Source organism: Bacteroides sp. RTP21281st1_H5_RTP21281_210402, from assembly GCF_040918965.1.
In the GTDB taxonomy this organism is placed as follows: domain Bacteria; phylum Bacteroidota; class Bacteroidia; order Bacteroidales; family Bacteroidaceae; genus Bacteroides; species Bacteroides congonensis.
This window is the reverse complement of sequence record NZ_JBCOWR010000004.1, coordinates 369,933-382,342: the sequence shown is the minus strand read 5'-3', so window position 1 is coordinate 382,342 and position 12,410 is coordinate 369,933. Positions and strand designations below refer to the sequence as shown.

The following is a 12,410-nucleotide window of genomic DNA, read 5'->3' as shown; positions in this document are numbered from 1 at the left end:
ATGTAATACATTCATTTTGACACCCCGTTTTATTTCAGTAAATTTGTATAGAATTAAAAATCAAACACTATGGAAAGAACGTGTAATTATCCGATAGAAATTAAGTTTAAAATAGACCTGAATACAGAACTGCTACTGAATGAACTATGCGATTTATTAAAGAAAGACAGGTCTAAAATATTAAGATTGATAATCGCTGATTTCTTTGACAGGAATCTGGATTTAATAGACAAATATAAAGAGACAGACAACAAGTTAGATAGGGAAAAACTGGTAGAAGCAATACTGAAAGACTTCTATGGATATAACAGGCAAACAATGAATGATTACCTACGATTTAAAAATGAAAAAGACAATCCCAAGTAAAGAAGTATTGGAGCAGTATATATATGACTATGGAATAGATAAAACAGTACAGATATTTCACATATCAGCAGAAGAACTAGATAAAAAGATTAACTGGAAACCACAATACGAACAATACAGCTACAATCCAACAATAGACAAACCACTATCACCACAACATAAGCAAATTATAGCTATCATAGCTAAGCACTACCCAGATTTACTAAAGCAGTGCACCAACTATTATAAAGACACTATTTATATGTCCCAGAATGTAGAAGATTTACTTCATAAAGCTATAATCAAATGTTTAGAAATAGGACTGGATAAAGTAACGGAAGAAGCTGTTCTGGAATTAGTAAAGATACAGTTCTATACAGCCAGAAAATACGCACAACTGCAAAGTTACACTATGAAGAAAAAGATATTTCCACTGGAAATAGCTACGGAAGATGGAGAATATATAATACCTACAGAATACTACAATAATGCCATATTTAAAGAAAGCGAAGAAACAGCGTAATCCATCAAATAACAGGATAGAAAGACAGAAGATTTATAATACTGACAGATGGCACAAACTTAGAGCTAGCAAACTAATGCAGTCACCATTATGTGAAGTATGCTTATCCAAAGGTGTAATCACTCCTGCGTTTCACGCCCATCATATAGATAGCTTTATGAACTATGAAGGAATGAAACGCAAAGAAGTGGCTTATAATCCAGATAATTTAATGTCGATATGTGAACAGTGCCATCAAAAAGTACATAATTAGGCACTGTCCACAATTTTATTCTTTTATTAAATTCATTTTTTTGCAATTTAAACTAATTCGTCTAAGTGCTTCTATAAATTCTGAAGTATCCAAAAAGTAACTAGGATAAGCATTTCTCAAATCCTTAATAGAAGAAACAGAAACAAATACCACTGCATTTTTATTATCTTCAATACCTTTTTCTAACTCTGAATATTGTAATGATGCATCATTTTCCTCCTCTTGTTCATACGCATAAATATTCACTTTCATTTCCAAGAAATCTATATATATAATATAATACTCCTTATCCAGAAAATTTTGTTCAATTGAATGAACTGTAACCCTAAGAGCTTTAAGAATATCACTAAATTTATTTTTTTGATTTAAGGTATGGCACATAACCATTAACTTCTCCATACCAATCCCTTTATGTTCAATCATTACAGGTAATCGTTCTTTTATAGCAAATAATGAGCTCACTATTTTAAAAAAGCTCAACCATTTATTATCTCCCTGATTAGATTTTAAAGATGTTTGAGTATATAAACCAGCCGTTTCAACAGCAGTAGCCCAGTTATGTTGTAATTTAGTTCTAATCTGTAATTCAACTCTTAAACCATCATACGTTTCATCAGTAGAGTGGTATTTATAAACAAAATGAATACTTCTATAACCGCTAATTTTAGGTTCTGTCACATAATCATTAATTTTTTCAAGGGTAAAATCATCAAACTCTTTATTTAAAAACATTGTCAAAGCCTTATTTAAAGCAGGAACATCCTTTAATACAATTCTAAAACCACCTATATCCTGCATTCCTCCTAATTTCATAGAAGGATTCAAATCCAATTTGTATTGTATAGAAGTTAATCGCTTAAGTCTTTGAGAAGTAAACATTGGTTTTATCTTATTCTCATTTAAAACTTCTACAACTTTATTGCCTAAAGTATTAAGAGGTACTAAATGATTAGTTCTCCAATCATTCACCATTTCAATAGCAGTTGTTACAATGACAGGGTCTTTTGAAGTAAGAATTGTGTCACCAGCCTTATTTATTTGATTTCTTGAATATTTCATAATATAATCAGATTATTATTGACAAAGATACAAATTATACATCGTTCATCAACAACATTTCACAATGAAAATTAAATTAAACATCCAATACATTCAGAATCTTACTAATAACGAAGCGTTCACCTACTTCTGTACACTAGTAACAATAGCCAATAATCCAAATGCAACAATTAAAGATGTAGTACGTACCTGTGGTATAGGCGAAACTACTGTATTCAAGCATTTAAAGAAATTTGATGAGCTAGGATACTTAGTAATAGATAGAACTGGAACATATAACACATACAGCTACACTGAACCTGATAGACTATATATAACCATAGATTCAGACCTGCTTAACATTAATGGCAATAAGAACCAATTAGGAGCACTTATACGGCTTAAATCATATACCAGAATAGGCACTAATATTGTAGACCTCTCACTTAATCGAATAGTCCACGAAGTAAGCATACAGCACGACAGCATATACTTTGCCCTTGAAAACGAGATACTGGAAAGAAATGATAAAAAGACATACTTTACCTTCATTCATCCAGCATTCACGCACATCTGGTAGGCAAATACAGAGCTTAGAAACACCTGTACACTATTTTTAAAATTTGTGTATCTTCCAGTTTTTATAGTCAAAAAGTTTTATTATCTTTGTATCAGCAAATTAGAAGAAGCAGCTACTATCATAAATGCTTCTATTGTTGCGAAATTCTGACTAAAATATGGAACTAGTGAATAATAGTAGCTAGTTCCTTCTTTTCGATTCATTTTTCATAATTCATATAATCCCTTTGGGATTCCATTGTTAAAAATGCAGTTCTTCCCTGCATTTTCTTAAATTAGTAAATTGAAACAGCGAATAATAGGCGTAGTGATACGCTTATTATTTTATCCCAATCCTTACCAAAATTTGCAAATGCTACCTTATACCATACCAAAAAAGTAAGGAACTCAAGACCAAAGATTTTAACCAGATTAGCTTCTAAATTCAGATTTACTACTATTCAGATTACTTACTGCCTAAATTTAATATGTAAAAACCTATGAAAACCTTAAATATAAATTCAACTAATGGATATTTAAACTTACCTGATTTACCACATAATTGTATCTTTAATAAAGTAGTTACTGGCTGTGGTGGTACTACTGTAGTCCTCTTTAATGATGAATCCTATATCATTGCAGTACCTACTACAGAACTTATCGTAAATAAGACGGGCTTAACAGAATCTGGTCTTACTACTATTACCTCCTATGATGGCAAAGAACAGTCTGTATTTGGATTATTCGGTACTTTTACTTACCAAGCCAAAAAAGAGCTAAAGAAATATGCTTCCAGCACTGGAATAAAAAAGATAATGTGTACCTATGATAAGATGGAATATTTAGAACAGTACCTAAATCCTGCAGATTTCAGACTGCTTATAGATGAATATCACATATTACTAAAAGCATACAGTTATAGACAGAAAGCTGTTGACGGTGTACTAGACTGCTTTAGAAAGTACAAATCATTCTGTTTTATGTCTGCCACTCCAATCAGTGCAGATTTCACACCATCCATCCTTTCAGATGTGGAACTGGTAGAAGCTCAATGGGATAACACAGATACCTTAATAGTTAAGTTAGACCAAACCAATCATCCCTATGTAAAGGCAGCCAATTATATAAACGCTTATAAGAAAGACGGCTATCTAGAAATAAACGGTAATAAAAGTACGGAAGCATACTTCTTTATAAATTCAGTTACAGATATAGCTTCTATTTTAGAATATTGCCAACTTGGTAACGAGGAAGTAAAGATTGTATGTGCAGATAATCCGTCAAACAGAAATAAATTAGCAGGATATACTATCAGCAACAGTAGAAGCGCCAATAAACCATTTACTTTCATTACTTCCAAATCATTTGAAGGTGCTGATTATTTTAGTGAAACAGGTATGTGCTTCGTGGTTAGTAATTCCAGCAATACTAATACCCTGCTCGATATATCCACTGACATTTACCAGATAGCTGGTAGAATCAGGACTGAATCCAATCCATTTAGAAACATAATGGTACACATCTTTAACAGCGTGGGAAAAAGGAAGCTAAATCTAGATATTACCTACGAAGAAATGGTACAAAGAATGAATGATGAAATAGAAGGTGCAAACGAATTAATTACTGCTATCAACAATAGTAGCAAGAAAGCTAAAAGTATGGCTGAAAAAATGCTTAACAGTGCCTATGCAGTGTGTGATAAAGAAGGAAACTATTTCCTGAATGATATGCTGGTAAAGTTAGACCTTTATAATTTCAAATTGGAAAAGGTTATCTATAATGATGGTATCGCTTTAAGAAAGGAACACAATGCAAACGGGAATATGACTACTGAATTAGAATATGAAAGACTAAACGAAACAATGAATAAAGCAGGAAAGAAACTATCTTTTAAAGATGCTTTCCTTAGATATACGGAACTACTACAAAATATGGTTATTACTCCAGAAACAGACGAAATAGTTAGAGTACAGCCATTAGTAGTACCTGCTTATCACAAATTAGGAACTGATAAAGTTAGAAGTTTGCGATACATCAAAACAGCTATAGAAAAAGCTCTTATCAGTCTGGAATCGGATAAAAACAGAGATACGAAAATAGTACAAATACTTAGCAAGCAGATAAAGACTGGATTCTTTAGTAATGCTGATATTAAGGACTGTATTAAAGAAGCATACGATATACTAGGTATTATCGATAAAGTCAAAGCTACAGACCTTGATAGATGGTTTGATTGTAAACCCGTCGCTAAGTGGATTGACGGTAAAACAGTCAAAGGATATGAGATTTACAGACCAAAGATAGTATTCAAGTAAAGATACACCAAGACAACATTTATTTAAATAAACAATTATGATTTACATTACACTCATTGCAGCAGCCTTATTATCAACTTACCTAGTAAGATTCACAGTTAAAGAGATTAAGCAACACATCACGAAAGAAGCAGATAGGATTATCAATACAAGACAATAAATATATTAACCTAATTAGCCTGTAATGAGAATGCACAATGGCTAATGTTTATGAATATGTAATATAGAAACAGGCTAGTAATCAAATTACTAGCAAATGGATAACTTTTTAGCAATGGAACGTAAAGGAAGGGACTTATTCAAGTCATTATTAGAAGATGGAAATATAACCAAATACAAGGAATCTACTGGCAGATATAATCCCGTAGATTTCTATTTAATACACAACGAAGATAAGATAGTAGCCGAAATAAAATGCAGGGATATACGGTACGTTAATTATCCCACTCATTTAATGGAAACTGAAAAACTTAAAAGCCTACTGGCTGTCAAAGATACTCACGATTGTAAAGCAGCGTGGTATGTCAACTTCTTTGGCGAAGATATATGCTTTATATATAATGCAGACAAAGTAAAGAACCTACGTTCTGAAACAGCGTATTGCAATTATACTACTGCCAATTACAACTACTACAAAACAACCAAAGGTGTGATTATGATACCTACTAATCTGGCTGGAATCTTTATCAGAAAAAATGGCAGATGGATGAATGGCAGTTTGAAAAATATTACTACCTTTGCTGCATAACCAATTAATAATTATACTATGCAAAAAGAAAGATTAGAAGAAATGAAAAGGAAGTTTGATAATTACTTACAAAGATTTCCAGACCCTGAATCAGGCAGTCTTATAACATTGGACGATTTTAAAGAATACATCTTAAATCCTGACAATAAAGACATCTTAGATTACATTTTTGAGAAATCAGGTTCTGCCAACAGAGATTTCTATTTACAGGAACTCCTTTTTCCAAGGTATTTCTCGGACGAAATTCGTAGACGTATAAACGACATAAACAAAGACTTACAAGGTATTTAAAGTCCTTAGATTAAACCCACTTTGATTAAATTCAAGGTGGGCTTTTTCATAAATCTATTTAAGCCGTACCACTATTCCCAGCTCCAGCAATCTATTCAGTATTTTCTTTACCTTCAAAGATGGTGTTCCAACGTCAAAATTATCCATTGTTCTATTAAGAAAATCTATTTCGTCCTTACTTAAATCGAATTGGCTTATATCCACATCTCTATCTATTCCGTAAGATTCAATATTACTTTCCTGACTATTAAATAACAAGTCATAAGCTATATCATTCTTATGTTTCAAACCAGCTTCAATGCCTTTACTTATTGCTTCTGCTATATTCTCATTACTTGTAGGTACAATGTCATTAGGTTGTTTGACTTTATTAGCTTGATTAATCTTGCTAGCTTCTGTTTCTAGCATCAAGTTAGCTGCATCTTCTGAACTTATTTTAGCATATTTCTTAAATGCCATTTCTGTAGTATGTCCTGTTATTCTCATAAGTATATGACTATCATAACCACGTTTCAGCATATTACTAATGAATGAACGTCTTCCTGTATGTGTACCTATCAATTCATATCTACAATAAGTAGTATTAGTTATTTTTGAACCTCTATCTTCTGTTACAATATGTTTGCCTATTATACCTGCCTTTTGTCCTGCTTCCTTTATGTATTTCAACATAGTATTCTCACGTACTTTGGGTACTTGAAAATTATACTTTTCCAGTATCTCTAAAGCAACAGGAAACAATGGTATTGAAACTTTATGTGTTCTTTTCTTTTGCACAATTTCCAATATCTTCCCATTATTGAAGTCTTTAACAGTACCACCATTTAACAATTGCATATCACTGAACCTCTGCCCTGTCCAACATTGTAATACAAAAACATCTCTAGCCTTTTCTTCTAAGCCTTTGAGTTCTAAAGAATACATTTTGTTTACTTCTTCTTCTGACAAATATATTTCATTATCATCACCTTCCCTACTTTTGGGCTTCTTATACTGATTCAACTTTGCTGCAGAAGTATCTATTAAACCGTATGGCTCTGCTCGCTTGATAATTGAAATTAAAGCAGTTGTCTTATTACCAACAGTACTTGTTTTAGTAGTCTTACCTTTACCTACCTGTCTATTAAACAGATAAGTCTCATAATCTTTGATTAGAGCCAAATTTATATCTGCAAACGTTATATCCTCTCTATCTGTTGCTTTTAAAAATTCTTCAAATACTTTTAAATGTCCCAAATAAATAGCCAATGTATTCCTTTGTCCATCTGATTTTATCGTTTTATCTCGGCAAATAGTCCTACGAAGCCATTGAACAGGCTTTTGCAATTCTTGTTGTTTCACCATTCTATCTTTGTAAATATATTTCTTTAATAAAAATAAGCTATTATCAATCTCATTTGGATTATCGCAAATATAATGTTTAAATTCAATAAAATCAGCTTTGAGTTTATTTATCTCATCGTTTACTATTGCGTTATTTATATTATCCAACTCGGTTAATCTTGGACTTACATACGCTTCCTGCTTTTTAGTATTCCATTGGTCGGGATACACCCTTACTCCTGTAGATAACTTTACCTGCTTTTTATTTATTCGGCATACCAGATATATATTCGTTGGTCTGTCACTTTTCGGCTTCCTCAAATTAAAACTAGCCCTAACTTCATTGAAAAAAATCTGCCCTATCATAATCGGTTCTTTAAAATGGTTCTTTTTTATGGTTCTTCACTTTGGTTCTTTTAGGGCTGAAATGTGACATATTGATAACCAAACCATATTTATAAGTTACTGATAACAAATAATTGTTACTTCCTTTTGAATGTGCAGGAAAAAAACTACTTTTACATCGAATTAACAAGATTGAATATGGACGTCTTTTTTACATCAGAGGAAAAAAAGGAGCTTTTTTCACTCTACCGGCATTTGATGCTATCTGCCGGAGACAGCATTTCCTGGCAGGATTGCCTAAAGTTAAAGAAACATCTAATCAAAGCTGCCCAATGTAACGGGCTGCAACGCAATAACTTCGGGATGAATCCCGTCATCAGAGATTTACAAACGGCGGTTATCGTGACCGAAGAAATTGGAATGAAGGGCTCGTGCCTGATTGGTATCATGCTGCACGAGATTGTGAAAGCGCATATACTCTCCATCGAGGAAGTGAATACGGAATATGGGGAAGATGTGGCGAGTATCATCAAGGGACTGGTGAAAACGAATGAACTCTATGCCAAGAGTCCGGCGATTGAGTCGGAGAATTTCCGTAACCTGCTGCTCTCGTTTGCCGAGGATATGCGTGTGATTCTGATTATGATTGCCGACCGCGTGAACGTGATGCGCAAAATCAAGGATACGGGCAACGAGGAAGACCGGAACAAGGTAGCGAATGAGGCTGCCTATCTGTATGCTCCGCTGGCGCATAAGCTGGGACTTTACAAGTTGAAATCGGAACTTGAGGATTTGTCGCTGAAATATACACAGCGGGATACCTATTATTATATAAAGGATAAGCTGAACGAGACGAAGGCGTCACGCGACAAGTATATCGCTGCTTTTATCGAGCCTATCCAAAAGAAGGTGGCGGCAGCGGGACTGAAATTCGACATCAAGGGGCGTACCAAGTCCATCCATTCGATATGGAACAAGATTCAGAAACAGAAGACTCCGTTTGAAGGGATTTATGACTTGTTTGCCATCCGTATTATCCTGGATTCGGAACCGGAACCGGCGAAGGAGAAGCAGGAATGTTGGCAGGTATATTCTATCGTGACGGATATGTATCAACCGAACCCGAAGCGGCTACGCGACTGGTTGTCTATCCCGAAAAGCAATGGTTACGAGTCGTTGCACATCACTGTGATGGGCCCGGAAGGGAAATGGGTGGAAGTGCAGATACGTACCCGCCGCATGGACGAAATCGCGGAACGCGGACTGGCCGCGCACTGGAGATATAAAGGTATCAAAGGCGAAACGGGTCTGGACGAATGGCTGACTTCGGTGCGGGAAGCGTTGGAGAATGCGGACAACGACTCGATGAAGGTAATGGATCAGTTCAAGATGGATCTTTACGAGGACGAAGTTTTCGTTTTCACGCCCAAAGGGGATTTGTTCAAACTGGCAAAGGGGGCTACGGTGCTCGACTTTGCTTTCCATATCCATAGCAAGTTGGGATGCAAGTGTATCGGCGCGAGGGTGAACGGAAAGAATGTCCAACTGAAGCAGAAGCTGAACAGCGGCGACCAGGTGGAGATTATGACTTCGAATACGCAGACGCCGAAACAGGACTGGCTGAATATTGTGACCACTTCCAAAGCCCGCACGAAGATCCGGCAGGCTCTCAAAGAGATGGTGGCACGTCAACATGACTTTGCAAAAGAGACACTGGAACGGAAGTTCAAGAACCGCAAACTGGAGTATGACGAGGCAACAATGATGCGTCTTATCAAGCGTTTAGGGTTCAAGAACGTGACGGAGTTTTATCAGAAAATAGCTGATGAAGCACTGGATGTCAACGAAGTTTTGGACAAATACATCGAGCAGCAGAAGCGGGATAATGATACGCATGACGAGATTGTGTATCGCAGTGCCGAGGGATATAACTTGCAGGCTACGCAGGAAGAGACGACTTCGAAAGAGGACGTGCTTGTGATTGACCAGAACCTGAAAGGATTGGAATTCAAACTGGCGAAGTGTTGTAATCCTATTTACGGTGATGATGTATTCGGTTTCGTGACGGTAAGCGGGGGAATTAAGATTCATAGGAAGGACTGCCCGAACGCGAATCAGATGCGCGAACGTTTCGGTTACCGGATTGTGAAGGCCCGCTGGGCAGGTAAGTCGGTAGGTACGCAGTATCCTATCACGCTACGCGTTGTGGGACACGATGATATTGGTATCGTGACGAATATCACTTCTATTATATCCAAGGAGAACGGGATTACTCTCCGCTCTATCGGCATTGACTCGCATGACGGCTTGTTCTCGGGGACGCTGACGGTTATGGTCGGCGATACGGGAAGACTGGAAGCGCTTATCAAGAAGCTGAGGACGGTGAAAGGAGTGAAACAGGTAAGCCGGAATTAACAACGAATTCATGCAATAAAAATAGTGACGCTATCCGCATGTGATAGCGTCACTATTTTTGTAGTATAGCGTCACTATCCGGACAGTATAGTGACGCCATTTTCCAGAGGGATTTATCCCTCTTATCTCACTTTCTTTCTTATATAATAAGGATACGTCGCAATGACGAAAAACACTAAAGCGACCGAAGCTACCATCTGTCCGACATGAAGCATCTTGTCGGTATCCAAATCCAGATAGCAAGTAGTGGCGATACCCAAGGAGATTCCGACCTCGCTTGCCAGAAGATGGGTGGTGTTTGCCGTTCCACGCTGGCAATGATGGGAAAGTTTCACAAATATGACCAGAAATTCCGGCAGGATAAGCCCCAGTCCGAGTCCCAAGAGCACGGAAGGAACGGCTACCGAAGTAGTCGCATTCAGCAGGGACATAGCCAGCATTTCCAGTCCGATTCCTACAATGACCAGTCTGAGCGTTTTCTCTTTCATAAAGAACAGGCGTGCCAGAAACAGGGATACGAGGTATCCTACTCCTACCCCTGCAAAGAAAGGTACGGGGATTCCCGTGGTTCCGAGTACAGAGTCGTTAAGGAAAGGATGAACGAGCGGAATCAGTAGTCCCGGCACGAACGTAATCAGAATCATATTGATGGCAGGCACCCAACTCCGCAACAGCAAGAAACGGTCGAAGGAATAGAGCTTGGTGACAATCGGCGCACGGAAAGGCACATAGACACCGGACACTACGAGGATTCCCGCTGCTCCGGTGATAACGGAGACGGACAGCAGGTTTTGGAAGGAATAACTCTGATAGAGCCATACTCCGAGAATGATACCCAGTATCATCCCCAGGCGTGCCACCCATGAGAAACTGACATTCCCCGCACTGCGCAGTGTGGAGTTGGTGATGTCGATTGCCAGGGTGATACCTGCTGTTGTGGCTATGCCGAATGCTAATCCCTGTACGGTGCTCAGTAGGATAAGTTCCGTTATGTTAGTCACAAAAGCATAACCTACCGTTGCCGCTACCATCAGGGCAAAAGAGAATATACACACACTCTTACGTTTGTATGCATCTACGAGGTAGGCATGGAAAGGGCCGATAAGGAACATTCCCAGCGTGAAAAAGAGAAAGATTACTCCTGTCTGTGCGACCGGCACTCCGAGACGGTCGGCCATCTCAACGGAAAGCACCGGAAATAACACATACAAGGATATAAACAACAGCAAATTAGCTACACATATCCGCATAAAATGAACTGTCCACAATTTAACTGCCATATAGTTTGTTTAATATTGTTCCTTCTCGTTGGGGAAGTAGCAATTCTTCACATCGGATACATAACGGCTGATAGCATCGGTCATCACCGTGTACAAATCGGCGTAACGACGCAAGAAACGGGGACGGAAGCCGTTGTTCATGCCAAGCATATCCTGAATAACCAGTACCTGGCCGTCTACATGACCGCCTGCACCGATACCGATAATAGGTATAGTCAGCTCGGAAGCTACACGTTCGGCAAGGGTTGCCGGAATCTTTTCGAGTACGATGGCGAAACAGCCCGCTTCTTCGAGCAAATGGGCGTCGCGAATCAGTTTCTCAGCTTCAGCGTCGTCTTTGGCGCGTACGGTGTAAGTTCCGTATTTATTAATAGACTGCGGCATTAGTCCTAGATGTCCCATTACCGGAATACCTGCGCTGATAATACGTTTCACAGAACCGATGATTTCTTCTCCGCCTTCCAGTTTCAAAGCATCGGCGTGACTCTCTTTCATGATGCGGATAGCGGAAGCAAGTCCTTCCATTTCGTTGCCCTGATAGGAACCGAAAGGCATGTCAACGACTACCATGGCACGTTTCACACCACGTACTACGGACTTAGCGTGATAAATCATTTGGTCAAGCGTGATGGGCAGCGTGGTTACGTTACCTGCCATTACATTGGAAGCGGAGTCGCCTACGAGGATAACATCCATTCCTGCACCGTCTACAATCTGTGCCATCGTGTAGTCATAGGAAGTAAGCATAGAAATCTTTTCGCCTCTCTGTTTCATTTCAACCAAGCGATGAGTAGTCACCTTTCTTGTGTCATCTGATATATAACCAGCCATGTCTTTTTTAAGTTTTAATTATAAATTTATTATTATGTGTTTTGAGCTGTGTCGCTAAACATCAGCAAAAAATCGGGGCAAAGTTATAACATTTAATTCATAACAGAGAAGGAAATACAAAAAATCCTCTCAATCACTCGTCAGG

12 protein-coding genes are annotated in these 12,410 nt (G+C 37.7%); 8 read left to right on the top strand and 4 right to left on the bottom strand.

All coding sequences use genetic code 11. From position 1 onward, the window contains the following. Positions 1–69 precede the first annotated feature (69 nt). Genes AB5443_RS08730 through AB5443_RS08720 form a run of 3 tightly spaced genes read left to right on the top strand, consistent with a single transcriptional unit; the run spans position 70 to position 1,121 of the window. Positions 70–366: a hypothetical protein gene (locus AB5443_RS08730; protein ID WP_062694997.1), complete on the top strand. Its 297-nt coding sequence runs from the start codon at positions 70–72 to the stop codon at positions 364–366. Next, on the top strand, positions 344–868 hold the full coding sequence (locus AB5443_RS08725) for a hypothetical protein (RefSeq protein WP_368114456.1): 525 nt from the start codon (positions 344–346) through the stop codon (positions 866–868). The genes AB5443_RS08730 and AB5443_RS08725 overlap by 23 nt, the downstream gene beginning before the upstream one ends. After that, the gene (locus AB5443_RS08720) at positions 834–1,121 is read left to right on the top strand and encodes an HNH endonuclease signature motif containing protein (RefSeq protein WP_081342067.1); all 288 of its coding nucleotides are present in this window, start codon (positions 834–836) and stop codon (positions 1,119–1,121) included. Before AB5443_RS08725 ends, AB5443_RS08720 begins: the two co-directional genes overlap by 35 nt. 15 nt (positions 1,122–1,136) lie before the next feature. Here the strand turns inward: AB5443_RS08720 and AB5443_RS08715 are convergent, their stop codons facing one another. Then, positions 1,137–2,180, bottom strand: coding sequence for a RelA/SpoT domain-containing protein (locus AB5443_RS08715; protein WP_070750232.1), 1,044 nt, complete (start codon positions 2,178–2,180; stop codon positions 1,137–1,139). Between the two features lie 64 nt (positions 2,181–2,244). On the opposite strand from AB5443_RS08715, the gene AB5443_RS08710 reads away from it, so the two are divergent. The 4 genes from AB5443_RS08710 (at position 2,245) to AB5443_RS08695 (ending at position 6,071) form a co-directional block, all read left to right on the top strand. Next, positions 2,245–2,739, top strand: coding sequence for a hypothetical protein (locus AB5443_RS08710; protein WP_368114455.1), 495 nt, complete (start codon positions 2,245–2,247; stop codon positions 2,737–2,739). Between the two features lie 478 nt (positions 2,740–3,217). Next, on the top strand, positions 3,218–5,032 hold the full coding sequence (locus AB5443_RS08705) for a hypothetical protein (RefSeq protein WP_368114454.1): 1,815 nt from the start codon (positions 3,218–3,220) through the stop codon (positions 5,030–5,032). A gap of 256 nt (positions 5,033–5,288) precedes the next feature. Continuing rightward, positions 5,289–5,780: a hypothetical protein gene (locus AB5443_RS08700; RefSeq protein ID WP_368114453.1), complete on the top strand. Its 492-nt coding sequence runs from the start codon at positions 5,289–5,291 to the stop codon at positions 5,778–5,780. 18 nt (positions 5,781–5,798) lie between these two features. Beyond that, the gene (locus AB5443_RS08695; protein ID WP_368114452.1) at positions 5,799–6,071 is read left to right on the top strand and encodes a hypothetical protein; all 273 of its coding nucleotides are present in this window, start codon (positions 5,799–5,801) and stop codon (positions 6,069–6,071) included. 54 nt (positions 6,072–6,125) lie between these two features. Here the strand turns inward: AB5443_RS08695 and AB5443_RS08690 are convergent, their stop codons facing one another. Beyond that, on the bottom strand, positions 6,126–7,760 hold the full coding sequence (locus AB5443_RS08690) for a tyrosine-type recombinase/integrase (protein ID WP_368114451.1): 1,635 nt from the start codon (positions 7,758–7,760) through the stop codon (positions 6,126–6,128). 177 nt (positions 7,761–7,937) lie between these two features. Between AB5443_RS08690 and AB5443_RS08685 the strand changes: the two genes are divergently transcribed. Continuing rightward, positions 7,938–10,154, top strand: a complete 2,217-nt coding sequence (locus AB5443_RS08685) for a bifunctional (p)ppGpp synthetase/guanosine-3',5'-bis(diphosphate) 3'-pyrophosphohydrolase (RefSeq protein WP_022137287.1) — start codon at positions 7,938–7,940, stop codon at positions 10,152–10,154. A 122-nt stretch (positions 10,155–10,276) separates the two neighbouring features. Here the strand turns inward: AB5443_RS08685 and AB5443_RS08680 are convergent, their stop codons facing one another. Then, complete coding sequence (locus AB5443_RS08680; protein ID WP_022137288.1) at positions 10,277–11,434, bottom strand: MFS transporter; 1,158 nt, start codon at positions 11,432–11,434, stop codon at positions 10,277–10,279. A 9-nt stretch (positions 11,435–11,443) separates the two neighbouring features. Continuing rightward, positions 11,444–12,265: a 3-methyl-2-oxobutanoate hydroxymethyltransferase gene (panB, locus tag AB5443_RS08675; RefSeq protein WP_022137289.1), complete on the bottom strand. Its 822-nt coding sequence runs from the start codon at positions 12,263–12,265 to the stop codon at positions 11,444–11,446. Positions 12,266–12,410 lie beyond the last annotated feature (145 nt).

Excerpts from the sequence above, each read along its gene's own strand:
- AB5443_RS08685 (WP_022137287.1), top strand. The coding sequence starts at position 7,938 with ATGGACGTCTTTTTTACATCAGAGGAAAAAAAGGAGCTTTTTTCACTC.
- AB5443_RS08725 (WP_368114456.1), top strand. The coding sequence starts at position 344 with ATGAAAAAGACAATCCCAAGTAAAGAAGTATTGGAGCAGTATATATAT.
- AB5443_RS08700 (WP_368114453.1), top strand. The coding sequence starts at position 5,289 with ATGGATAACTTTTTAGCAATGGAACGTAAAGGAAGGGACTTATTCAAG.
- panB (WP_022137289.1), bottom strand. The coding sequence starts at position 12,265 with ATGGCTGGTTATATATCAGATGACACAAGAAAGGTGACTACTCATCGC.
- AB5443_RS08730 (WP_062694997.1), top strand. The coding sequence starts at position 70 with ATGGAAAGAACGTGTAATTATCCGATAGAAATTAAGTTTAAAATAGAC.
- AB5443_RS08695 (WP_368114452.1), top strand. The coding sequence starts at position 5,799 with ATGCAAAAAGAAAGATTAGAAGAAATGAAAAGGAAGTTTGATAATTAC.
- AB5443_RS08710 (WP_368114455.1), top strand. The coding sequence starts at position 2,245 with ATGAAAATTAAATTAAACATCCAATACATTCAGAATCTTACTAATAAC.
- AB5443_RS08690 (WP_368114451.1), bottom strand. The coding sequence starts at position 7,760 with ATGATAGGGCAGATTTTTTTCAATGAAGTTAGGGCTAGTTTTAATTTG.
- AB5443_RS08705 (WP_368114454.1), top strand. The coding sequence starts at position 3,218 with ATGAAAACCTTAAATATAAATTCAACTAATGGATATTTAAACTTACCT.
- AB5443_RS08680 (WP_022137288.1), bottom strand. The coding sequence starts at position 11,434 with ATGGCAGTTAAATTGTGGACAGTTCATTTTATGCGGATATGTGTAGCT.
- AB5443_RS08715 (WP_070750232.1), bottom strand. The coding sequence starts at position 2,180 with ATGAAATATTCAAGAAATCAAATAAATAAGGCTGGTGACACAATTCTT.
- AB5443_RS08720 (WP_081342067.1), top strand. The coding sequence starts at position 834 with ATGCCATATTTAAAGAAAGCGAAGAAACAGCGTAATCCATCAAATAAC.